Source organism: Aquirufa antheringensis (genome assembly GCF_004307425.1).
Taxonomy (GTDB): domain Bacteria; phylum Bacteroidota; class Bacteroidia; order Cytophagales; family Spirosomataceae; genus Aquirufa; species Aquirufa antheringensis.
This window is the reverse complement of sequence record NZ_SEWZ01000002.1, coordinates 424,770-447,415: the sequence shown is the minus strand read 5'-3', so window position 1 is coordinate 447,415 and position 22,646 is coordinate 424,770. Positions and strand designations below refer to the sequence as shown.

The following is a 22,646-nucleotide window of genomic DNA, read 5'->3' as shown; positions in this document are numbered from 1 at the left end:
AAGCCTCGTTTTCTAAATTTAACGGAAGATTTACACACATCCGTAATTATGGTAGAAATACCCGTAAAATATATTTCGCTTTCTCGCATTTGTTGGTTTAATTAGGTCTTCCGTTTGAACCTAAACCATGAAAAATTCATCCTCCCTGAACCGTAGAGCCTTCCTGAAATCTTCTGCGCTTAGTGGTGGCGGACTCTTGATTAGCTTCTCCTTTTTTTCAAAGGCGAGTGCGCAAACCGCTCCAGGAACACAGCCGATTGAACTGAATGGTTTTGTCAAAATTTTGCCAGATAATCGCATCCAGATCATGTCCCCTAATCCCGAAGGCGGGCAGGGCGTGAAGACTTCCATGCCGATGATCGTAGCGGAGGAATTGGATGTGGATTGGAAACAAGTGGAGGTTATTCAGGCCGATTTAGATACTAAACATTTCACCCGACAGTTCATCGGTGGTAGCCAAGCGATACATCAAGGTTGGAAGCCTTTGCGTACTGCGGGGGCGACAGCGCGCCAACTCCTTCGCGAGGCAGCGGCATTGCAATGGAATGTTCCCACTTCGGAAATTAGCACAGAGGCTGGCGTTTTATCGCATTCCGCATCAGGGAAAAGCGCAACCTATGGCCAAATGGCACAATTCGCATCAACCATTCCCGTACCTACTCAAGTTGCTTTGAAAGCTGTCAAAGATTTCAAGATCATCGGAAAATCGAAACAACAAGTAGACATCCGAAAAATAGTGTCGGGTCAACCACTTTTTGGCATCGACACGCGTGTTCCCGGCATGCTAATTGCGATGGTCACGCACCCTCCGGCTTTTGGCATGACATTGAAATCTGTTGATGCCGCCCGCGCCTTGAAAATGCCCGGAATTAAAGCTGTTTTCCCGATTAAACTGTATAACGAAGGCTACGAAAAAACCTTCTTTGATACCACTACTTTCCCGGAAGTCGTCGCTATCGTGGGTCGAAATACCTGGGAAGTCATGCAGGCCAAAAAAGTCCTTCAAGTCACCTGGAAACCGATCGAAACCTATACCCAAAAAAGGGATATGCTCGGTCGGAAAATCACGGAAACCGTTCCAGCCGGCCTCGAGAGCAGCACCGGGCATCAAGCACAAATGGCGGCTAAAAAAGAGGTGCCTGGCATCGTCCGCCGAAAGGACGGCGACATTGAATCGGCCTTCAAACAAGCCTCCAAAATCATTGAACGCACCTATTATGGCCCATATCTAGCCCATAATTGCATGGAACCTATGAACTTTTTCGCACATGTCACAAAAGACAAAGCGAGCCTGGCAGGTCCTTTGCAAAAGCCGGAATTCAGCGAGCAAACACTTTCGGCTCGCATCGGTATTCCTTTGGAAAACATCGACATTAAAATGACGCGCTTAGGCGGTGGCTTCGGACGGCGATCCTATTCACACTGGTTGATTGAGGCGGCATTAATATCCCAACAAGTTCAAGCGCCTGTCAAATTAATTTATTCCCGCGAAGACGATATGACAGCGGGCATTTACCGTTCGACTTATACTGCGACGTATCGCGCCGCGTTAGATGCGAATAATCAGGTCATTGGTTTTCACGTAAAAGCGGGAGGCATTCCAGAATCCCCACTATTCCCAAACCGATTCCCTGCAGGGGCGGTGGACAATTATTTAGCCGAAGACTGGACCATTGATAGCAATATCACCGTGGGTTCTTTCCGGGCCCCACGTTCTAATTTCATGGCCGCGGCGGAGCAATCTTTCTTAGATGAATTAGCGGAATTTGCGGGTAAAGATCCCATTGATTTCCGACTGGAATTACTACAACGCGCAAAGGACAAACCCGTTGGCAAAAATAACGAATACGAACCGGAACGCTACGCAGAGGTCTTACGTTTAGTACGCAAAAAGTCGAATTGGGATGCTTTGAAATCCACAAAAAAACTCGGGGTATCCGCCTATTTCTGCCACGATTCCTATGCCGCACATGTACTTGAACTCGAAATGAAAGACGGAACGCCGGTGGTTCAAAACGTCTGTTGTGCGATTGATTGTGGGATCGTCATCAACCCAGATGGGGCGAAAAATTTGTCGGAAGGCGGAATTGTCGATGGTATCGGCGCGGCGATGTTTGGCAAAATGACGATTGAAAATGGGGTTCCACAGAGTTCGAACTTTGATACCTACCGCATGATTCGTCACAACGAGGCTCCGAAGAAAATCGATGTGCATTTTGTAAAGAATGAGATCGACCCTACAGGTATGGGCGAACCCGCATATCCCCCTGTTTACGGCGCTTTAGCGAATGCCCTGTACAAGGCCACCGGCAAAAGAAATTACCGGCAGCCTTTTTCAGATAATTTATAATTTACGCTCCCCTAGCCACTTAACCATCACGGGATCCCGGTGATCAAAAAAGCTAGACGTCATCGTATCGAGCGTTTGGATTTGAACCATGTCCGACTCGCTTAATTGAAAATCAAAAATGGCGAAATTTTCGACCATGCGCTCCCGACTCACCGTTTTGGGAATCGCGACAATACCACGCTGAACTAACCAGCGCAGAAGAACTTGGGCAATGGATTTACTGTGTTTTTGAGCGATAGACCCTAAGACTTCGTTGCTAAACATCCCATTCTTTCCTTCCGCAAAAGGTCCCCAAGATTCGATCTGAATATTGTTTTCTTGTAAGAAGGTTTGGTTCGCGATTTGCTGTTGGAATGGATGTGTTTCCACCTGATTTACTGCCGGCACTACCTCGGTATGAACCATCAAATCCATCACGCGATCCGGTTGAAAATTACTAATTCCAATCGCCTTGATACGACCTTCTTTATACAATTTTTCCATCGCGCGCCACTCCCCAAAAACATCACCATATGGCTGATGAATCAGATACAAATCCAGGTAATCGAGGCCTAATTTTTGCATAGATTGCTCAAAGGCCTCCATCGTTCCTTCGTAACCTTGACCTTGAATCCACAATTTGGTGGTGATAAATAAGTCCTTTCGGGCTACACCAGAAGCGGCCAGCGCACGGCCTGCCGCCTCCTCGTTTCCGTAGGAGGCCGCCGTATCGATGGACCGATAACCCACAGAAATCGCCTCTAAAACTGCCTTTTCGCAAGCCGCCGCATCTGGAATCTGAAATACACCAAAGCCCAAAATGGGCATCTTCACTCCATTATTTAAGGTAACAAACTCCATTTACGCTTTTAGTTGGGGCTGAAAAGGCTGTTGGTAAAAACGTTTCCCCGTCGCCTTGTACAGCGCATTCGCCACCGCAGCAAAAATCGGAGGGAACGGCGGCTCGCCTAATCCCGTCGGGTCAATCTCATTCTTCACAAAATGCACATCAATTTTCTTCGGCGCCTCATTGTGACGAATCATGCGATACGTATCGAAATTGCGTTGATCAGTGCGACCATCCGTTATAGTTAACTGGCCAAACAAAGCATTTCCAATCCCGTCGATCGCCGCACCTTCTGCCATGTTTTTCGCTCCTTCCGGATTCACGACTACGCCGCAATCCAAAGCTGTTGTTACTTGGTCAACCGTCACTTGGTCGCCTTTCACCTGTAAATCGATGACCTGTGCCGCATAGGAATTATGGCAGAAATACGCCGAAACCCCGCGCTTTTTACCTGCGTTTTCCGGTTTTCCCCAGCCCGATTTTTCGCGCACTAATTCCAGCACGCCCATGTAGCGGCTCGCGTCGTAATCGTTGGTTTTGCCTACTGGGTTATCTTTGGCCCGCTGCAATAATTCCAAACGGAACGCAATCGGATCCTTTCCCATGTATTCTGAAATCTCATCCAAGAACGACTGTTCCGCCGCGGCGTTAAAATTCGAACGAGGGGCACGGAAAGCGCCAATCGTAATGTTCGATGGAATCACAAAACTCTCCGCTAGGTAATTGTCGATCGCACCTGCCGGAAAACGATTCGCATGTAAAGGGGATTCAGGAACGCCGCCACCTTTGGCATGAAAAGCAATCAGCTTTTTATTTTCATCGAAAGCTGCGCGGTAGGTCAACTGGTAGGACGGACGGTAAATACCCGCACTCACATCATCCTCCCGCGAGTAAATTAATTTAACGGGTGCATTCGCTTGCTTAGAAATCAAGGCCGCCTCGATCATGTAATGGCCATACGCACGACGACCAAAACCGCCGCCCATCCGTACTAATTCAATCGATATATTTTCTTTAGGGATACCTAAACGAGCCACGATCGATGGCATAATCCAATCGGGGATTTGGATAGGCGCAACGAAACGAACTTTATCGCCCACATAATGTGCAAACGTATTCGTCGGTTCCATGATATTATGAGCTAAAAAAGGTGCGGTATAAGTCCGCTCAATTACGTGTTTCGCCTCCGCAAATGCCTTCTCTGGATCACCATCTTTTCGCTCGATGACACCTGGCTTTTTGCTCATTTCAAGCATTTGGGCGTAATGTTTCGTCGTGCTTTCAAGTCCAGAGGGAACCGTTGTTTCACGGTTATTTACACCCATCTCTTTTCTTTCTGGCGCGACTTCCCACACGGCCTTGATTTTCTTGCGTGCGTTCATCACATCCCAAGTAGACTTGCCCACGACGGCAATTACTTCATTGAACGAACGCGTATCAAAACCTGCAAATTTATGGTCGTCATTAAACACTTGGATCGGAAAAATATCCACGATTCCCGGCATCTTCTTCGCTGCGGTTGCATCGAAGGATTTCAATCGCATACCAAAAGCCGGTGGACGTTCAGTCATCGCAATTAACATCCCGGCCTCGCGGTAATCCATCCCGAACAAGGGTTTTCCTTGTGCAATCTTGGGTGCAACCACATTTTTTTGAGGTGTTCCAATTAAACGGAACGATTGATTTCCTTTCAAGACGATGTCCTTCGGCACCGGTAATTTTGCAGCCGCAGCGGCAAAAGTGCCGTAGGTTTCTGACTTCCCACTGAACGCGTGCGTGATCATTCCATTCGCCGTGGTCAATTCCGAAACAGGTAAATTCCAAGCCTGGCTGGCCGCCGTCAAAATCATCTGACGCGCTGCTGAACCTACCGTCCGCAATTGCTTCCAAGCCATGCGAATACCTTGGCTACCTCCGGTAAACTGACGCGGGAAAGCTTTGGGGTCGTAATTTCCTTGTTCCACTTCCACTTGCTTCCAATCGACATCTAATTCCTCCGCGATTAACATCGGTAAAGAGGTCATTACGTTTTGGCCAAACTCTGGATTAGGAGAGAATATTTTGATCGAATTATCCGATGCGATTTTGATGAAACTTGTCACCTCTTGCCATACGGGCTCGATGTTCAATTCGCCTAAGGATTCCACCGGCTTCGCACTCGCGAACCAAGAAATGCCTAGCATCATGCCTCCGCCGGATAGCGATGATACTTTCAAGAACGATCGTCTACTATAATTTGAGTCTGTCTTTTTCATGATTTCGTAGCGGCTTGTTGGATAGCTTTTTTGATACGCGTATAGGTTCCACACCGACAAATATTGCCGGTCATGAAATTCTCAATATCCTCTTCCGTCGGATTAGGCGTGTTTTTCAAAAGAGCCGCGGCGCTCATGATTTGGCCTGATTGACAATATCCGCATTGCGCGACGTCCACATCCACCCATGCTTTTTGAACGGGATGATCACCTTTCGCTGATAAGCCTTCGATGGTGGTAATTTCCATTCCCGCTAAAGCCGAAATGGGCAATTGGCAAGAGCGAACCGCGTCGCCATTTAAGTGTACCGTGCAAGCGCCGCAAGAGCCGACACCGCAACCGTATTTCGTGCCCTCCATTCCTAGGATGTCACGGAGCACCCACAAAAGGGGCATATTTTCGTCCGCCTCTACTTGGTGGACTTTCTTGTTAATCTTAACGGAATATTTCTTGATCATCGTCTTTGTGATTTAGGAGAATCGGAGCAAATATATTCAAATTTAATGTTTTATCTGATGCGTATCACGCACGCTACTAAATGTTAATGCGAGCATCTTCCAATCGTTCCCTTGTTTTTGGTAGACTTCCGTCACCGTAAACTCCGTAACCGCCACTTGTTCCCGCACGATAGCATCTAATGTAATGCGATTCCAAACGATCGCTGTATTCCCTACGATCTCCACCGCGGTATCTTTCACTGTCGCTTTTTTATACCAAATGCGCCCCGTTTTAATGATGTCCAATTCTTCGTCTTTATTCCACGTTCCGCTCATATGAACGAATTTGGCTTTAGCATCAAATAATTTTTCGAGTTTATCGACGTCCTTGTCCGACATCCATTGCCACTTGTCCATCGACAATTGGATCAATTCTTTTTCTGCAGCGGTCTGTGCAAAGGAAGATGAAATAGAAACGAGCAAGATGCTCAATAAGAATACTAGCTTTTTCATGTGTTTTATTGTTTTAATTTAACTGGTCGAGATAAATGAGAGAATGTTAATTGAGCCATTTTCCATGTATTATTTTCCAATACATATACTTCAGTTACCATAAATGGATTCGTCACAACGTTTCCCCCTACTTGTGCAACTAAATCGATATCGCTTAATAAAATGGCCGTATTGCCATAGAATTTTACATTGGTAGAATACACTTCCGCTTGTTTATACCAAATAAACCCGGCTTTGATGATATCCACTTCACGCGCTTTCCCCCAGGTTCCTCCCATGTGAACAAACTCGCACTTTTCATCAAACAGTGCGGCTAATTTATCGGCATCTTTGTTGGCCATCCATTGCCACTTGTCTTTCGATAATTGCTTAATCGTTTCGTCTGAATTGGTTTGTGCGAAAGCATTGGTGAGTGTCAAGAGCATAAAGCTCAAGAATAATACGATTGATTTCATAGATTTATTGTTTAAGCTACAAATTTCAAACTTCCTTCGCACAACCAAGTAGATAAATTCCGGGATTTTCTACCATTTTTACTTATTTAGAATTTAGGCCATTTGCATCTATTCGATAATTGGTAAATTCGATCATTCAATTGAATCCTATGGAAAAAAACTTGCTCATTAATAATATTGCGGAGTTCAACAGCAGTAATAATCACAAGACCCTTCATCCCTTGGTGTCTGTTTTGGACTATTCTAAAGCGAACATTCGCGATTGGGGCGATGCGGATACCATCCGATTTCAATATGGACTATATAGCGTTATTTTAAAGGATGTCCAATGTGGCGACATTCGGTACGGTCGGCATACCTACGATTACCAAGCCGGTACTTTAATCTTTTTCGCTCCGGGTCAGGTGGCGGAAATTCAAAATACAAAGATTCCCTACCAACCGATGGGACATGGATTAATCTTCCATCCTGACTTGTTGATAGGAACAGGTTTGGGTCGAAATATGTCCCAGTATAAATTCTTCCATTACGAATCTCACGAAGCATTACACTTATCCGATGATGAGCGCCAAATGATATTGGACTGTTTTGCAAAGATCGAATTCGAGCTCAAGCAACCCATTGACAAGCATTCGAAGAAGTTGATTGTCTCAAACATCGAATTGTTTTTGGGTTATTGCCAAAGGTTCTACGACCGTCAATTCATCACGCGGGAACATGTGAACAAGGGCATTTTAGAACGCTTTGAAACCTTATTGAACAACTATTTTGAATCCGATCAGGCGCAAGTTTACGGCATTCCATCCGTTAGTTATTTCGCGAATGAGCTGCATTTATCGGCCAATTATTTTGGGGATTTAATCAAAAAAGAAACCGGTTTAACCGCGAAGGATTACATCCAAAACAAGACCATCGACGTGGCGAAAAACCGCGTATTCGAATCGGATAAAACGATCAATGAAATTGCATTTGAAATGGGCTTCAAATACCCACAACATTTCACGCGCTTATTCAAACAACGTGTGGGACAGACGCCTAATGAGTTTAGGTTGTTGAATTAATACCGAAGACCCCAAAACGGATTACGTTCGCCTTTAATGGATTCTTTGATGAAGTCAGCAATGATCTTGTTGTATTCCGCATCGGAGATTTTCTTGCCTTTCATTTTCTTCAAATTGAATTCATTCGTCAGTTTTTTAAACTCGACTTTACTGGCAATTATCGTCACATCGCCGTCATTGACATCCAATTCTAAAATTAAACCGGGTAATCCAAAAAAGCGTTCTGGGCCCGCTTGAACGGGAATATCTTGCGCAAACCAAGCGGTGATCGTTTGGTTTTTCACCGTATCTACCGTAACTGCTTTCATGCAAATATAACCGGCCACCTCCTTGATTTGATTCAGGATTTTCCAGGTAGGTGCGTGCAAGGTATCGTCCACAATGTAAGACTTACCCAGTAAATCGATGTAATCTGTTGAATGCTCAGAGGCAAAATTTTTCGTTAGGAAAAAGGTTTCTTTTCTGCCAGACCAACCTTGCTCTGCGTTGTCCTCACCTTGCTGGTACAAGCTTTGGTTTTCTGTAAATGCCAAAGTCATTTTTTGCTTCCAGCCTTCGTCTGAACTACCCCAAGTTAACTTAATGCGATCTCGTTCCTCCGCGCTTAAATAGGTCAATCGGGACATAATATTTGCCCAAAAAGTGGTTCGTTCATACTGAACAATTCCTTCCGTTTTCACCTCTTGACAGATGGCGGAAAAAGAGAGTATTAACAATAAAAGAGCAATTTTTCTCATGGCTTAGTTTTTGCGAATGGGTGAGCTCAATCCGCGCATGTTATAGGTATAGCTTAACATCACGTATTGAGAAAGAGTTTGAGTCTTTTCGAAACTTACGAAGTTTTGAAAAGCATTTTGATTCACTCCTAAATTCTTTTTAAACACATCATATACGGTCAGACGAATCTCTGATTTTTGGGCTTTCCCCACATATTTAAAGACGGAAACATTTAAAATAGGCATCTCTTGATACAATCCGCGCGTCTTATTCTTGTACACTTTGTAGTCTAAATTATAAGACAAGAACGTGTTCTTTCCAAAATTAAAGTTCAATTCAGACCCATATTGGTTATTGTAAATCGTCTGCTCAGGTAAAGCTGACTTGTCATAGGTCGAATGAATTAAACCAAATTGCGCATTTACATATAACGTAATTCGATCGCTCGGTGTAAAAGAAAGACGCGAAGATATATTCCCGGAATTCGTATGGGTATTTGATAATACATCGTTCAAAAAGAGCGGGTTTTTCGCCGAATTAAAATCCGCATTAATGTTCAAAGTACTCACCGTTTTTTTCAACGGAAACCCAAATCCAAAATAGCCCACATAACTTTCTCCCCCAGATATATTCATCGGTTTTGTCAAAACAACTCCGTTCGCATTAATACTTTGATTGTAGACCACCTGATTTACGTTGTAATTGTAAGAAAGGTTAGAATAGAAGTTCATAAAATTCGCGGCATCAAAGAGATTAAATCCAGTACTCAGGGAATGATTCACGCTAGGCAATAAATTCGGATTTCCCACGCGCAAGAACAAAGGATTACTATTGTCGACAATAGGTTGCAAGTCTCGAATAGAGGGCTCCTGTGCTGACTTATCGTAAGAGAAGAACAAATATCGATTGTTTTTTAATTCTAAATCAATCCCAATTTTAGGAATCCATGCCAGGTAATTTAAGTCAATCGTTGCCAAATTCGTGGCCCCAGCAGCCCTCCTAAAATCACCCGTTAAGTTAAAGTGTTGTGCCGCTAAACCCACGGTCACATTCACCCCATCTTTTGAATAACGGACACTAGATCCTAAGCGATTATAGGTTAAGTTATTGTCATAATAACGACTCAAACTGTCGTTTCTAGCAATTGCACCAGCCGTACTGCGATCGGAAAGATCACGGTTTAAACGGTTGTTTTGGAAGCTTGTATTAAAAAACGATTCCCAATAAAACACCTTCGATAAAGGCTCCACAAAAAAGAGACTCGACTTCACCTGGGTCTTCGTGGAGAAGTTGTTTGTTAACTGATCAATGGCCTGAATTGAATCCCGCAGCGTAGTAGCGTTAAGGAATTGATTCAGGGATTTCTGCGTAGCTGCCCCATCTGAATTCGCATAATTATAGCCTGCGCTAGCGGAGAAACTGCGGCCCTTTTTTGCAAACTTATGACGGAAAATCGCAGAATTTTGAGACGAAAAGGATTGCTGATTACTCCCGTTCATCAGTTTCGTGTTGCGTGGGAACAGGTTATTTTGAACGAGTAATTGCTGGAATATTTGGCTGTTTTGTGTCGCATTTCCAAAGGAAAGCTTTCCATTACCAATCAAAATCAAGGTATTCAATGTGTCGATCGTTTTCTCGTAGCGCAAGCTCATGCGGTGATTCGCAGAGAACGAACGCTGGTTCGTGGTGTCGGCGGAGTTTTGGGTTTTATCCTGAAAAAAGCGTTGCGTACTCGAGATTTTATCGATTAAACGCTCCGATTGATTGAAGTAATAATTCGAACTAAACTTGGTCTTTTTCGTATCGTAATTGTAGTTTGCGCCACCAGAATAGTTTTTAGAAAAACCATCCCTTCTGCCACCTATCGGAACACCCATCTGGTCATCGCCATCATCAAAGGTGATATAGCGATTATTGCCTGAGAAACCGAAATCCGCCTCATCACCCCAAGAGAAAGCCTGGCTTCCGCGGAAGTCTTGGTAATCATCAAAAGACATCCCAGACTGATTGGTATTATTGGCTAATCCAATGACCGAAACCTGGTTTTTCGCATCGAACTTATTGTAATTTCCTTTGACCTCATTTCTTCCCTCCGTCGCTATTCCCGCTGTTATTTTACCAAATCCGCCCTTCTTATGACTCTCCTTCAATTCTAAATTAATCGTCTTCTCTTTCTTCCCATCGTCGATACCAGTCACCTTAGCCGCTTCCGTTTTCCCGTTGAAGACTTGTACTTTTTGAATCGCATCTGCGGCTATATTTTTGGTCGCTAACTTCGGATCCGAACCGAAAAAACTACGACCATCTACAGTCACTTTTTTCACGGTTTGACCTTGTGCTCGAATACTTCCATCTGCCTCAATTTCCATTCCGGGAAGCTTCCGTAATAAGTCTTCCACCGTCGCCCCGGGTGGCACTTTAAAAGAACCTGCATTGTATTCAATTGTATCGCCTCGTATACTCAGTGGCGCTTTGGCCGTCCGTACGACTACCTCAAACAATTCTTTAGAAATCGGTTTCATCGTCAGAGCGCCTACATTGATAGACTCTTCCTGGGCTGGATTCACATCCACTTGCAAGGGTACATAACTCACATAAGAGGCCTTCAATAAATAAGGCTGGCGCTTGACATTTTTAAAGACAAAGGCCCCTTGTTCATTTGCACGACCAAAATTAACCAGCGAAGAATCCTTAGGCAATAACAGCATCACCGTCGCCTGTGACAACGGATTTCCACTAGTATCGACCAGTTTTCCTTGAATTTGTACGCGATTTTGACCTATGGCCACGAAGCTGAATAGCAATAATGCGCCGAGTGAGATTGATTTAAGCATAATCCAAAACTACAAAATCTCGCTTAGTAATGGGCTCAAAAAAGGATGAATGGTCTGGAAGAAAGTAAAATAACGTATTTCTTATTTTACTTTGGGGGCACTAAAGTAAAATAACGGACTAATCTAGGCTCTTGCGATTGCTCGGGTCCACCGGATGATTTTCGGTCACTAATTTCACTTGCGGCCCGATTAACACATCGTCTTCAATGGTAATTCCGCCGAGGTCTAAAAACGAACAGCCGTGGTTGATAAACACATTTTTCCCTATCGTCGTATGCTTTCCAAAATTGGTTGAAAAAGGAGCTAAAACGGTTGTGGATGAATCAATGCTTTGACCCAAAATTTCGGATAAAATCGCGCGAATCTCCTCCACATTGCCTGAAGCATTCAGCTTAGCAGAAAGCGCAATCGTTTGATTCACTATCTCCCAAACCTCTGTCCACGCTGGATCCGTGTTTGGAATAATTCCGCCGGCACGCATGCGTTCGAAAATGTTCATATACTCATAAAAAAAGCCATCCTCTCAGATGGCTTTCAATTTATTTCACTACCGTAATCAATCCCGGAATCTCGACCATTTCGTTTGCCTCAGCGGCGTAATCTACACCGTCGAAACCGAAACCAAATAGGTTTAAGAAATCTGATTTATATCCAGCTAAATCGCCAATGGCAGTCAAGTTTTCTGTCGTAGCTCCTTTCCATAATTCAGCCACTTCTTTTTGAACTTCTGGATTCATTTCCCAATCGTCGATACGGATACGTCCTTTTTCATCTACTGGAATCGATCCATTCGTATACAGACGCGCGCTGAATAGGCGTTGGATTTGCTCGATGCAACCCTCATGCGTGCCTTCTGCCTTCATTATTTTGTACAACAACGAGATGTATAAAGGAATGACAGGAATCGCTGAACTTGCCTGCGTTACTAAGGCTTTGTTCACTGAAACGAAAGCTTTGCCTCCTATTTTGGCCAAATCATCTGTAATCTTAAACGCCGTCGCCTCTAAATGGTCTTTCGCCATTCCGATCGTTCCTTTACGGTAAACCGGCTCCGTTACTTTAGGTCCAATGTAGGAATACGCAACGGTCATCGCGCCATCCGCTAAAACACCCGCGTTTAATAACGCGTCCATCCACATTGCCCAATCCTCGCCACCCATTACTTCCACCGTATTCGCGATATCTTCATCACTGCAAGGAGTAATCGTCACATCTGAAACAATCCCTGTGTGGAAATCAACCGTTTTGTCTGTGAATGTATCGCCGATAGGCTTCAAAACCGAACGGTGCAACACGCCTGAAACCGGGTGCTGACGCACGGGTGAAGCTAAGCTGTAGATTACTAAATCAATTTGGCCTAAATCTGCCTTTATTAAGTCAATCGTCTGCGCTTTCACTTCGTTAGAGAACGCGTCGCCGTTAATGCTTTTCGCATAAAGACCCGCTTTACCTGCCGCTGCTTCAAAAGCAAGGCTATTATAATATCCTGGAGAGGCTGTTTTGCCTTCTGCAGGTGCTTTTTCAAAGAAAACGCCAATCGTCGCGGCATCCGATCCGAATGCACTCGTAATGCGAGAGGCTAAACCAAAACCCGTCGAGGCTCCGATGACAAGCACTTTTTTAGGGCCATCGATGGCTCCCTTTGACTTCACATAGTCAATTTGATTTAAGACGTTTTTTTCACAACCTTTCGGGTGTGATGTCAAACAGATAAACCCTCTCATTCTAGGTTCAATAATCATAGTGCTTGTATTTTGTTTGTGCAAATATAGTTAAAGCCCTATATTTTACATAATAATGCGAAAAAGGTCTAAGCTTTTGATAGATTTGCAAAAAAATCAACGAATCACTTATGGCTTTCATTACGATTGAATCAACGATAAACGCACCCATCGCCAGCGTTTGGGAAAAGTGGACTTCTCCAGAACACGTTCAACACTGGAACTTTGCCTCTCCAGATTGGCATTGCCCCTCAGCGAAAACAGACCTACAAGTGGGCGGTGAATTTCATTATGAAATGGCAGCCAGAGATGGGTCGATGAGCTTTGATTTTTGGGGAACTTTTAAGGAAATAGAGGAGCAAAAATCACTCGATATTCTGATTGGAGATGGCCGTAAAATGAAAGTTACTTTCGCATCCACCGAAATGGGCACGAAAGTAACTGAACAATTTGAGCCGGAAAATCAAAACCCGGAGGACATGCAACAAGCCGGCTGGCAGATGATTTTGGATAACTTTAAAAGCTACGCAGAAAGCACTATTTAGCAGGTTTCAAAATCAAACTTACTCGCTCCAAACAATCATCCAAATGGTAGCGCACTTCTTTATCAGCAAACTTTGCCTTCGAAGCCGCTAAACTAGCTTGAAGCGCCTTCAACTCGCCACGCACAATCGAGCGCACATCGGATTGGGCTACGGGATAGCTTTCACGCGACATTAAAACAACAGGCGCCTGATCCGTCATCAAAGCTTTCAAGCGTTCGATATAAGCCTTCTGCAAATTACGACGGTAACGATCGATGTATTTTCCTGAAGCTAATTCGCTCCAAATGCCTCCGCGTACATCTTGAAAAAGATCAATGGTCTTGTAATGATTCGGGTTAGTCAAGCCACTGTTATCCAAGCGCGCAAAAGTTTCTACACTTAACATACGGTTCAACGGACTAACTTGAAGGCTACGAATACGATCCGTATAACCCGCCATATGATGCGTCACCACTTCTCTATTAATCAACCATTCTACATTCGTAAATACATTTGAAATGATCCAGTTGACTGCAGCTTGTTGGCTCGCTTTCGGTACCGGATTATAGGTAGAAATATGTTGATTTGGTTTGGCATATTGCTCATATACTCCACCCACCATCGTAGTCACGTGGCCCACATAACGTGACCAAGAACCCAATAGCTCATCATTTAATTCAATTAAGTCCTCGTAATCATTCGTCTTTTTGCTGGTCCATTCCGCTAAATGCTGCGCCACATATTTCAAGTTCTTCACCCCATAGGTACTGGCACGAATGGGATCATTTCCGATATCTTCCGTTTGAGAACTTGGATCAAAAGTCGTTCCCTGATTGCCAAAACGGAATCTTGCATCCCCTGCTTTGGCCTCAATCCACTTGTCTAACGTAGGCACTTCGTCTTCAGGACGAGCTGCGTCTGGGATCAAACGATAGCCCCAATTCACAGCATAGCTGTCATAAGGCCCCATTTGACGAATGTAGCGAACCCCCTGGTCACCCGGCTGCGCGATGTAATTAAAACGCGCATAGTCCATGATGCTGGCAGAGATTCCCTCCTTATTCGTGAAGTCTGCCTTGCGGTAATTCTCCACCTCATACGAGCTGCTAGCTCCCATATTGTGCGGAAAACCTAAAGCATGACCCACCTCGTGCGAAATCACCATTTCCATCATCTCGCCAATATCCTCCTCGCGGGTATCGAGCGTACGAGCGTTCGGATTTGAGGCCCCCGTTTCTAACAGAAAACGATTCCGGTACGAACGTAAATGGTTATGGTACCAAATAATGTCACTCTCAATAATCTCCCCCGAACGCGGATCGCTCACGCTAGGACCCATCGCATTACGCGTCGTGCTCGCCACATAGCGAATCACTGAATAGCGAATGTCTTCTGGTGAAAAATCAGGATCTTCTTCCTTAGTAGGTGCTTCCTTGCAAATAATCGCATTTTTAAAACCTGCCGCTTCAAAAGCCTTCTGCCAATTCTCTACGCCCTTCTTCATGTGCTTCCGCAATTTCACCGGCGTAGCAGGATCTAAATAATAGACGATTGGTTTGATCGGTTCTACTAACTCCCCACGCTTGTATGCGGCCATGTCTTTTGGCTCTAAGCGCCAGCGCTGGATATACGTTTTCTGATCGGATTTCAATTCTTCACTCGAGTAATCATACTGTCTTTGCGTGAAATAACCCACACGCTGATCGAATAAACGCGGTTTCATCGGTTTCTCTGGCAATAAAATCATGGATTGATTCATCTGCATGCTGATCGTTTCCGTATAGGCTGTGGCCGATGGCTTAGTGGCATTGTAGGTAAAATCTTGCAACACCTCGATGTTCAACGGAAATGATTTGATGGAACGAATGAAACTCCGAGAAGCATCTAAATTTCTGACTTTATGCGTCTCCCGCAAAGATGCATCTAAGCCGCTCATGGCTGGAATGTCACTGCTATAAAACTTCGTTACATCGATCACGACATTAGAAGAGTCTTTGCTATATGTTTCAATATCGAACATATACAAAGTGGGCTCGTAATTATTGGCCTTTACCGATAAGCTGATAGGTAAAGAATCTGCCGCTACAGCTGCGTAAGATTTGATTTTAATTAAGATCTTTTCTTGGAATTTTTCCCAAACAATCAATTGCTCGTGAGAAGACGTACCCGCATTCACGTAGCCTCCGCCTAAACCGTTGGGGATTTTGGCGATTTGGCTGACTAATAACATGTCTTTGCCTAAGTGTTTCTTGGGGATTTCGAAATAGAATTTATCGCCTATTTGGTGAGTAGTAAATAAACCTTTTTTGGATTTCGCCTCCTTGGTAATGACTTGATCGTAGGATTTCGCCTTAGAAGCAGGCTTTTTCGAAGCAGTGGAATCAGCCGGTTTAGGCTGCACGGCTGCAGGTGTTTTAGCGTTTTGAGCGTGGCTTAAAAAAGTAGCGGCTAAAAGGCCGCAGCTGAGTAGAAGTGCTTTTTTCATTCGTTATTTGAATTTGGTCCAAATTAATGAAATAATTTTTTAATCTACGAACACCTTGTAGGCTACCTATAAAAAAAGCCCTCAATAGAGGGCCTTACTTAGTTAATTTCCACATCAAATAACAGATCGATATCGGTACTTCCCCCCGCTTCTTGACCCGTCTTCACCTTTACCCCGTTTAATTCTGGCTGGTGCTTTAATAATAGATTTAATTTACCCGTTCCGGCACTCGCAGAAGTTACAACAGAAGAGGATAATCCCACCGGAAGCCCATTGTTATCCTTGTCCAAAATGGTCGTTGTAAACAAAGAGGCTGGCGTTGTTTTAAATACAAAAAGATGCACATCTGATTCCTCTTCGATCTCCTCTGAAATATCCTCCGCAGGGGACTTCGTATCGTCATAAACCCCCACTGACAACGTATAAGTCGCCCCTTTTTTCAACACGATTTTATCGAACTTTTCTGGCGCTGTATTGGGATCGCCATCTTTGTCCTGAAAAGTATAGGTGAGGGATGCTTTTGAAGTGACATCCGTAAAGGTTAGCTGAACGCGAGTAACTAATTCATTATCATCTGTAGGCTCTAATTCGTCTTTTTTACAAGAGGTAAAAAGTAGCACTGCGCATAAAATAGGTAGGTATTTTTTCATTTGCCAAAGTTCCGCACAGAATCATTAACCTCCATCCATTTTTGTCGATACAATCCACCCATTTTGTCTACGAAATTATCGAGGTCTGTAAATCGCTCCGGTAGCAAAGTCAATAATCGCACCTGGCCAAAACAAGATAACATCCGCAATCAAGGCCGCACCTCTAATTTCTCTGGCAGGTTTCCCGGGAGCAGGTTTAGTTCGTTGGTATTCTGTCACTCTTCCTCCAAGTACAGTAGCACAAGAACTCATGGATGCTAAAAGAGCTAGAGCAACAAACGATTTAAATAGGGACTTTTTCATAAGGCTATTCTTTTTTATCTAGACCAAAGATAAAAATAATTACGCCTTGACAGTCAAAGTAGATCCAGTAATTTCAATGGTTAATTTCGTCAATCCTTTCGTAGCCGGACCTTGCACTAATGCCCCATTTCCACTGAAGGAAGAACCGTGAGCGGCGCAGAAAAAGGAGGAGGTAGAATTATTATATTCCACCGTGGCCCCTGCATGAGGACATACTGAAGAGAATGCTAAAAAACTAGTTATAGCGTTTCCGGACGCGGTGCGGATGACAATCGTAGAGCTTTTGGCAACAAAATCATTGATATTTTTTAACTCTAAATCTAAATTAACCGTGGTTACCGCTGTATTTCCCGTGGGATTAGAACCCGTTGCGGGAGTCACCGACTCCTCTTTAGAACAGGCGGCGGCCATACAAGCAACACAAGTTGCGGCTAAACCTCCCGATAATTTGTGTAAGAACTCTTCGCGATTCATGTTCATCTAAGTAGCTATTTATCAAGCTATAAACCAGATAAACTTAGTTTTGTTTCGTGAATAATTTCTGAGTGTAATCAAGCAAACTGGAGTCTCCCGCTTCCCCATGACCGGGAACCACTCGTTTCACACGCGGAAATTCCTTTTTAACTTTTTTCACGGTGGCGGACCATTCGTCCACATTTGCATCTCCTAGATAACCTTTAGACGCGTCTAATTCTTTTATTAAACAGCCCCCAAACAGTACATCTTCACTTGGAAAATAGCCCACCACATTATCCCGCGTATGGCCTTGGCCTAGAAATTTAATTACTACTTTTTCGCGTCCTATTTCTAGTGTTAAAGAATCGCGAAAGCCGTTTTTAGGTATTTCTACACCACTATTTTTCGCTAAATCCAGGGTTAATTCGTTCGCAATGGAAGGTATCCCTGCCTCATGAAAAGCCCTTAGACCGCCTAAACAATCACTGTGAAAGTGAGTGGGAACTACGGTCATGATTTTACAGTGTAAAGAATCTTGAACTAAACAAATCAATTCTTTTGCACTTTGATCATCCGTAGGCGTATCAAAAATAAGTGCCTGCTGACCATTTCGAACCACTAAACCATTGCAAGGAACATGTCCATAATCGTCCGTTTGCAAATAGGAGGTATGAATAAAGGTGTTTTCAGATAGCTGTTTTAATAACACCTGTTGAGCGTTAACAAACGGCATGTAGGCAAACAATAGAAATAGTATTCGTTTCATCCGGCTTTTTTATAAGAATCCCAAAATTACCTCTTTCAACATAATACAATCGAATCAGCCCCTTAAAAATCTTATTTAAAATAATTCTAAATAGTGTTGCGTGAGTCGCGATCGCTTCCTACATTTGTACTCTATTTAAAATTAGTCTAAATAAAGTTTAAATGAAAAAAGTACTATTCGCCTTCGTATTACTAGTTAATTTCTCATCACTTGCGCAATTAGGCTCAATCTCAGGCCTAATTACGACTGAATTAAACGAGCCTCTTCCAGGTGCATCAATTACCCTTGCCGGAACTGTTCGTGGGGTACAAACGAATGCGAAGGGTACTTATATCCTCAAAGGCTTAAAACCTGGGCAATACACCATTCAAGTGAGTTTTGTGGGCTATAGAACCAGCAAACGAGAAGTCAACATCAAAGAAGGAAAGCAACAGGAAGTAAACTTTACCCTAAGCGATGTAACAGAGCTACAAGGCGTTTCTGTCACGGCTCAATCGGGAGTAAAAGGCAATTCCTTTTTACCTCAAGTCAACGAATACACGATTACAGCAGGTAAAAAAAATGAGGTGATCTTGCTAGATAACCTACAAGCGAATTTAGCCATGAATAATTCCCGCCAAATCTTCTCTAGAACACCCGGAATTTCGGTCTGGGAAAGTGATGGTTCCGGAATTCAATTAGGCGTGGCCTCGCGCGGACTTTCCCCTAATCGTTCTTGGGAATTCAATGTACGGATGGATGGATACGATATCACTCCAGACCCGATGGGTTATCCAGAAGCTTATTATACGCCGCCCATGGAGGTAGTCGATCGCATTGAAATTATTCGAGGGGCGAGTTCACTACAGTATGGCCCACAGTTTGGAGGATTAATGAACTTTGTGCTTCGCAAGCCTGATCTATCTACAAAGCTGGTTGTGGAAAGCCAAAACACCACCGGAAACAATGGCCTCTTCAGCTCCTTTAATTACGTGGGGGGAACCGCAGGTCGCTTAAGCTACACGACTTACTATCAAAAGCGTCTAGGAAATGGATGGCGACAAAACTCCTATTTTAACACGGACCATTCTCATGGGGAAGTGTCTTATGCGCTTTCTAACAAACTTAAAGTAGGTGCTCAACTAACTTATATGTATACGCAAAGTCAACAAGCAGGGGGGTTAACCGATACAGAATTTGCCCAAAATGCCCAGCAAAGCAAGCGCGCCAGAAATTGGTTTAGCAACCCTTGGTTCATTTACGCGTTGACCGCGGACTATGTCATTTCTGCGGATTCGAAACTGAGTTTAAAGTATTTTGGGACTACAGCAGAGCGTAATTCCATCGGTTTCACCAAGGCGATTACAGAAGTAGATCCCATGGGAAACAGGCAAGTAGACCGTGACTTTTACCAAACCAATGGGCTAGAATTACGTTATTTAGTAGATTACAAGCTAGGGTCATGGAAGAATACGGTAGCTTCTGGTCTTCGGTATTTCTCTGGAGAAATCAAACGCAAGCAACTAGGCGTGGGAAGCAATGGTAACGGTATGGACTTTGACATTCAGGGCTTGTATACCCGCGATTTAATTTTCCATAACACAAATTACGCGGCTTTTGCGGAGACTATTCTAAGACCATCAGAACGTTTACTAATGACAATAGGCGCCCGTTTAGAACAAATCGAAACGCACATGATGGGTCAATCTGGACTTAGTTCATCTGGCACTCCACTCGCAGCCACACCAAGCACCCGTGAACGATCATTCGTGTTACTAGGTGCAGGAGCGGAATACCAGGTAAGCTCGGGAACAAAACTCTACACGAACATTGCGCAAGCTTATCGCCCAGTTTTGGCTTCTGACCTGTTACCTCCTGCTACAACGGACGTCATTGACCCGAATTTATCGGATGCCAAAGGCTTCAACTTTGACCTGGGATACCGAGGCGAACTGGGTAATTATTTGACATTCGATGTAGACTATTTCCACCTCGATTACGATAACCGCGTGGGTACTATCTCGCGCACAAATAGCGATGGTAAAATCTACCAGTTCCGTACTAATCTAGGTCATTCTGTTTCCAAAGGCGCTGAGGCCTACATTGAATTTAGCCCTACCACCGCTTGGTTGAAAGCCTCAAAAATGGGTAATATCTCGGTTTTTGCCTCCATCGCTGCCATTCAAGCACACTACCTCGATTTCAAAACAACATCTGTGGTAAGCGGCAAAATCGTGGAAAGCAATTTAGCCGGCAAAAGCGTCGAAAATGCTCCTGAAAAAATCAACCGTTACGGAATTACGTATTCGAAAAAAGGCCTTTCATTAAGTTGGCAGATCAGTGACATTGGTCAAGCTTTTGCAGATGCCAGCAATACCATGGCAGCTAATGCGGCAGCAACGACAGGTTTAATTCCTGCTTATCAGGTACAAGATGTTTCTGGCTCTTACAAGTTTAAAAAATACGCCACTTTGAAGTTTGGAGTGAACAATCTAGGTGATTCGCGCTATTTTACTCGAAGATCTGGTGGTTATCCGGGCCCAGGCATTTTACCTGCGGATGGCCGGACTTGGTATGTGGGATTGAATGTGAAGTTTGTGAATTAACTTAAGATTCGGCGGTGGTAATTAATTTGGCCTAAATGATAGGCTAGATGCGTCTCTAAATGGATGAAAATATACGAGACCGTTTTCTCCTCATCGAATATTTTAATAGGGTAGATTTCCCCCAATTTTTCAGCCGGAAAATCACGAAGGACTTGTAAAACAATCGGATGAATTTCATCCAACATGGCAAGTAATTTTGCTCGGGAAATTCCGCTCGCAGAAAACTCAAGCGGGCGATCACGAACATATCCAGTATTCGCATAAACTGCCCCGAAAAAAGTGTTCAAATTACCCATCAAATGCAAAAATACATTTCCTCCAGGGTTATTAATCCCCTCCGCTTTTTTCCAAACCGAAGCATCATCAGGGTAAGATTCGATTTCATTGCGAAGCGCCTTCAAGTCGCGATCGTAAAGGGCAATTAGTTCTTTTAATAAGCTCATTTTTTTAATAATTTAACAGAACAAAAAAGCTTCTTGTAAAACGGATTAGAAAAAATTAGTGTGCAATAACGAATTCTATAATCTCCTTTGCCACCTCTACTTTAGATTGTAACTCTACTTTTTTCTTTTCTCCTGAAGCAGAAAAAATCGTCACTTGATTCGTGTCTAAACCAAAACCTGCTCCCGCTTCTTTCAGCGAATTTAACACGATAAAATCGGTGTTTTTTTGTTGCATTTTTTTCAATGCATTCGCTTCTTCATTTTCGGTTTCCAGCGCAAATCCTACTAGGGTTTGATGTGCTTTTTTCACCGCACCTAATGCCGATAAAATATCTGTCGTTTTCTCTAAAACAAGCGTAGACATTGCTTCTGACTTCTTTATCTTTTCTTTAGCAGGTGAGGCAGGACGGTAGTCGGCAACTGCAGCTGCCATGAAAATAATATCAGAGGAAGCCGCTTGAACTAAACAGGCTAATTCCATTTCAGCGGCAGACCTAACATTCACTACGTTAATTCCCTGAATGTGGGTAGAGACTTGTAAAGGCCCGGCTATTAAGGTTACTTCTGCCCCTTGTAAGTAGCATTCTTCTGCGAGACAAATCCCCATTTTCCCGGTTGAAAAATTAGAAATATAGCGTACTGGATCTAGTAATTCTTGGGTAGGACCCGCCGTAATCAGGACGTGTTTGCCAGACAGAATCGTATCCCGAAACGTGGTCTGAATTAAATACTGAACGATTTCCTCCGGCTCCATCATACGACCTTGACCTACTAATCCACTCGCTAATTCACCTGAATTAACTGCTAAAACCGTATTTCCATAGGAGCGAAGTTGCTCTAATGATCGCTGCGTCGCGGGATGTAAAAACATATCTTCATCCATGGCTGGGGCCACTATTACAGGACATCTAGCAGATAAGTAAGTAGCCAAAACGATATTATCACACAGCCCATTCGCCATCTTACTTAAGGTATTACAAGTAGCCGGCGCAACAATAAAAACATCTCCCCATAACCCTAGCTCCACGTGATTATTCCACACATTTCCTTCGTGAAACTCAATCCACACTGGGTGATGGGAAAAAGTAGAAAGCACTAAAGGGGAAACAAACTCTTTAGCGTCCTTCGTCATCACAATCCGTACCTCAGCCCCCGCTTTCGTTAATAAGCGGACTAATTGTATCGATTTATAGGCGGCAATACTGGCCGTAATTCCCAGTATTATTTTTTTCCCTTGGAGAGTCATTTTAGAAAAGTTTGGCCAA

General features: G+C 43.8%; 20 protein-coding genes. 4 read left to right on the top strand and 16 right to left on the bottom strand.

Annotated features, from left to right (window positions below; all coding sequences use genetic code 11):
• Window positions 1-127: 127 nt before the first annotated feature.
• The gene (locus EWU21_RS04865; RefSeq protein ID WP_130895684.1) at window positions 128-2,350 is read left to right on the top strand and encodes a xanthine dehydrogenase family protein molybdopterin-binding subunit; all 2,223 of its coding nucleotides are present in this window, start codon (window positions 128-130) and stop codon (window positions 2,348-2,350) included.
• Here EWU21_RS04865 and EWU21_RS04860 read toward each other — a convergent pair.
• The 5 genes from EWU21_RS04860 to EWU21_RS04840 are packed head-to-tail and all read right to left on the bottom strand — an operon-like array spanning window position 2,345 to window position 6,836.
• Window positions 2,345-3,190: an aldo/keto reductase gene (locus EWU21_RS04860; protein WP_130895683.1), complete on the bottom strand. Its 846-nt coding sequence runs from the start codon at window positions 3,188-3,190 to the stop codon at window positions 2,345-2,347. The two genes, EWU21_RS04865 and EWU21_RS04860, sit on opposite strands and share 6 nt — an antisense overlap.
• The gene (locus EWU21_RS04855; protein ID WP_130895682.1) at window positions 3,191-5,431 is read right to left on the bottom strand and encodes a xanthine dehydrogenase family protein molybdopterin-binding subunit; all 2,241 of its coding nucleotides are present in this window, start codon (window positions 5,429-5,431) and stop codon (window positions 3,191-3,193) included.
• Window positions 5,428-5,886, bottom strand: coding sequence for a (2Fe-2S)-binding protein (locus EWU21_RS04850; RefSeq protein ID WP_317127223.1), 459 nt, complete (start codon window positions 5,884-5,886; stop codon window positions 5,428-5,430). The genes EWU21_RS04855 and EWU21_RS04850 overlap by 4 nt, the downstream gene beginning before the upstream one ends.
• A gap of 45 nt (window positions 5,887-5,931) precedes the next feature.
• Complete coding sequence (locus EWU21_RS04845; protein ID WP_130895680.1) at window positions 5,932-6,381, bottom strand: nuclear transport factor 2 family protein; 450 nt, start codon at window positions 6,379-6,381, stop codon at window positions 5,932-5,934.
• Window positions 6,382-6,386: 5 nt separating this feature from the next.
• The gene (locus EWU21_RS04840; RefSeq protein ID WP_130895679.1) at window positions 6,387-6,836 is read right to left on the bottom strand and encodes a nuclear transport factor 2 family protein; all 450 of its coding nucleotides are present in this window, start codon (window positions 6,834-6,836) and stop codon (window positions 6,387-6,389) included.
• 149 nt (window positions 6,837-6,985) lie between these two features.
• Between EWU21_RS04840 and EWU21_RS04835 the strand changes: the two genes are divergently transcribed.
• Window positions 6,986-7,897: a helix-turn-helix domain-containing protein gene (locus EWU21_RS04835; RefSeq protein WP_130895678.1), complete on the top strand. Its 912-nt coding sequence runs from the start codon at window positions 6,986-6,988 to the stop codon at window positions 7,895-7,897.
• On the opposite strand, the gene EWU21_RS04830 is transcribed toward EWU21_RS04835, so the two are convergent.
• The 4 genes from EWU21_RS04830 to fabV all read right to left on the bottom strand — a co-directional run bounded on the left by EWU21_RS04830 (window position 7,894) and on the right by fabV (window position 13,190).
• The gene (locus tag EWU21_RS04830; protein ID WP_130895677.1) at window positions 7,894-8,634 is read right to left on the bottom strand and encodes a GLPGLI family protein; all 741 of its coding nucleotides are present in this window, start codon (window positions 8,632-8,634) and stop codon (window positions 7,894-7,896) included. The two genes, EWU21_RS04835 and EWU21_RS04830, sit on opposite strands and share 4 nt — an antisense overlap.
• 3 nt (window positions 8,635-8,637) lie before the next feature.
• Entirely contained in the window at window positions 8,638-11,448 is a 2,811-nt protein-coding gene (locus EWU21_RS04825) for an outer membrane beta-barrel protein (RefSeq protein ID WP_130895676.1), read from the bottom strand.
• Window positions 11,449-11,566: 118 nt separating this feature from the next.
• Window positions 11,567-11,947 carry an LbetaH domain-containing protein gene (locus EWU21_RS04820; RefSeq protein ID WP_130895675.1) on the bottom strand — a complete coding sequence of 127 codons (381 nt, stop codon included), beginning with the start codon at window positions 11,945-11,947 and terminating at the stop codon, window positions 11,567-11,569.
• Between the two features lie 40 nt (window positions 11,948-11,987).
• Window positions 11,988-13,190: an enoyl-ACP reductase FabV gene (gene fabV, locus EWU21_RS04815; RefSeq protein ID WP_130895674.1), complete on the bottom strand. Its 1,203-nt coding sequence runs from the start codon at window positions 13,188-13,190 to the stop codon at window positions 11,988-11,990.
• A 110-nt stretch (window positions 13,191-13,300) separates the two neighbouring features.
• Here fabV and EWU21_RS04810 point away from each other — a divergent pair, with 110 nt between their 5' ends.
• Window positions 13,301-13,714, top strand: coding sequence for an SRPBCC domain-containing protein (locus tag EWU21_RS04810; RefSeq protein ID WP_130895673.1), 414 nt, complete (start codon window positions 13,301-13,303; stop codon window positions 13,712-13,714).
• Here EWU21_RS04810 and EWU21_RS04805 read toward each other — a convergent pair.
• The 5 genes from EWU21_RS04805 to bla all read right to left on the bottom strand — a co-directional run bounded on the left by EWU21_RS04805 (window position 13,707) and on the right by bla (window position 18,353).
• Window positions 13,707-16,178 (bottom strand): zinc-dependent metalloprotease, encoded by a 2,472-nt coding sequence (locus EWU21_RS04805; protein WP_130895672.1) that lies wholly within the window; start codon window positions 16,176-16,178, stop codon window positions 13,707-13,709. The genes EWU21_RS04810 and EWU21_RS04805 overlap by 8 nt on opposite strands.
• Before the next feature lie 98 nt (window positions 16,179-16,276).
• Window positions 16,277-16,828 (bottom strand): hypothetical protein, encoded by a 552-nt coding sequence (locus EWU21_RS04800; RefSeq protein WP_130895671.1) that lies wholly within the window; start codon window positions 16,826-16,828, stop codon window positions 16,277-16,279.
• Between the two features lie 75 nt (window positions 16,829-16,903).
• Window positions 16,904-17,131, bottom strand: coding sequence for a hypothetical protein (locus tag EWU21_RS04795; RefSeq protein WP_130895670.1), 228 nt, complete (start codon window positions 17,129-17,131; stop codon window positions 16,904-16,906).
• A gap of 39 nt (window positions 17,132-17,170) precedes the next feature.
• Entirely contained in the window at window positions 17,171-17,611 is a 441-nt protein-coding gene (locus tag EWU21_RS04790; RefSeq protein WP_130895669.1) for a QcrA and Rieske domain-containing protein, read from the bottom strand.
• Between the two features lie 37 nt (window positions 17,612-17,648).
• On the bottom strand, window positions 17,649-18,353 hold the full coding sequence (gene bla, locus EWU21_RS04785) for a subclass B1 metallo-beta-lactamase (protein ID WP_130895668.1): 705 nt from the start codon (window positions 18,351-18,353) through the stop codon (window positions 17,649-17,651).
• 161 nt (window positions 18,354-18,514) lie between these two features.
• On the opposite strand from bla, the gene EWU21_RS04780 reads away from it, so the two are divergent.
• Window positions 18,515-20,938: a TonB-dependent receptor gene (locus EWU21_RS04780; RefSeq protein WP_130895667.1), complete on the top strand. Its 2,424-nt coding sequence runs from the start codon at window positions 18,515-18,517 to the stop codon at window positions 20,936-20,938.
• Here EWU21_RS04780 and EWU21_RS04775 read toward each other — a convergent pair.
• The gene (locus EWU21_RS04775) at window positions 20,935-21,381 is read right to left on the bottom strand and encodes a DinB family protein (protein ID WP_130895666.1); all 447 of its coding nucleotides are present in this window, start codon (window positions 21,379-21,381) and stop codon (window positions 20,935-20,937) included. The genes EWU21_RS04780 and EWU21_RS04775 overlap by 4 nt on opposite strands.
• A 55-nt stretch (window positions 21,382-21,436) precedes the next feature.
• A complete protein-coding gene (gene coaBC, locus EWU21_RS04770; protein ID WP_130895665.1) occupies window positions 21,437-22,627 on the bottom strand; it encodes a bifunctional phosphopantothenoylcysteine decarboxylase/phosphopantothenate--cysteine ligase CoaBC in 1,191 nt (396 codons plus the stop codon).
• Window positions 22,628-22,646: the final 19 nt, after the last annotated feature.

Bases quoted from the DNA above. Each gene is read 5' to 3' on its own strand.
- EWU21_RS04865 (WP_130895684.1), top strand. From the start codon at position 128: ATGAAAAATTCATCCTCCCTGAACCGTAGAGCCTTCCTGAAATCTTCT.
- EWU21_RS04860 (WP_130895683.1), bottom strand. From the start codon at position 3,190: ATGGAGTTTGTTACCTTAAATAATGGAGTGAAGATGCCCATTTTGGGC.
- EWU21_RS04855 (WP_130895682.1), bottom strand. From the start codon at position 5,431: ATGAAAAAGACAGACTCAAATTATAGTAGACGATCGTTCTTGAAAGTA.
- EWU21_RS04845 (WP_130895680.1), bottom strand. From the start codon at position 6,381: ATGAAAAAGCTAGTATTCTTATTGAGCATCTTGCTCGTTTCTATTTCA.
- EWU21_RS04840 (WP_130895679.1), bottom strand. From the start codon at position 6,836: ATGAAATCAATCGTATTATTCTTGAGCTTTATGCTCTTGACACTCACC.
- EWU21_RS04835 (WP_130895678.1), top strand. From the start codon at position 6,986: ATGGAAAAAAACTTGCTCATTAATAATATTGCGGAGTTCAACAGCAGT.
- EWU21_RS04830 (WP_130895677.1), bottom strand. From the start codon at position 8,634: ATGAGAAAAATTGCTCTTTTATTGTTAATACTCTCTTTTTCCGCCATC.
- EWU21_RS04825 (WP_130895676.1), bottom strand. From the start codon at position 11,448: ATGCTTAAATCAATCTCACTCGGCGCATTATTGCTATTCAGCTTCGTG.
- EWU21_RS04820 (WP_130895675.1), bottom strand. From the start codon at position 11,947: ATGAACATTTTCGAACGCATGCGTGCCGGCGGAATTATTCCAAACACG.
- fabV (WP_130895674.1), bottom strand. From the start codon at position 13,190: ATGATTATTGAACCTAGAATGAGAGGGTTTATCTGTTTGACATCACAC.
- EWU21_RS04810 (WP_130895673.1), top strand. From the start codon at position 13,301: ATGGCTTTCATTACGATTGAATCAACGATAAACGCACCCATCGCCAGC.
- EWU21_RS04805 (WP_130895672.1), bottom strand. From the start codon at position 16,178: ATGAAAAAAGCACTTCTACTCAGCTGCGGCCTTTTAGCCGCTACTTTT.
- EWU21_RS04800 (WP_130895671.1), bottom strand. From the start codon at position 16,828: ATGAAAAAATACCTACCTATTTTATGCGCAGTGCTACTTTTTACCTCT.
- EWU21_RS04795 (WP_130895670.1), bottom strand. From the start codon at position 17,131: ATGAAAAAGTCCCTATTTAAATCGTTTGTTGCTCTAGCTCTTTTAGCA.
- EWU21_RS04790 (WP_130895669.1), bottom strand. From the start codon at position 17,611: ATGAACATGAATCGCGAAGAGTTCTTACACAAATTATCGGGAGGTTTA.
- bla (WP_130895668.1), bottom strand. From the start codon at position 18,353: ATGAAACGAATACTATTTCTATTGTTTGCCTACATGCCGTTTGTTAAC.
- EWU21_RS04780 (WP_130895667.1), top strand. From the start codon at position 18,515: ATGAAAAAAGTACTATTCGCCTTCGTATTACTAGTTAATTTCTCATCA.
- EWU21_RS04775 (WP_130895666.1), bottom strand. From the start codon at position 21,381: ATGAGCTTATTAAAAGAACTAATTGCCCTTTACGATCGCGACTTGAAG.
- coaBC (WP_130895665.1), bottom strand. From the start codon at position 22,627: ATGACTCTCCAAGGGAAAAAAATAATACTGGGAATTACGGCCAGTATT.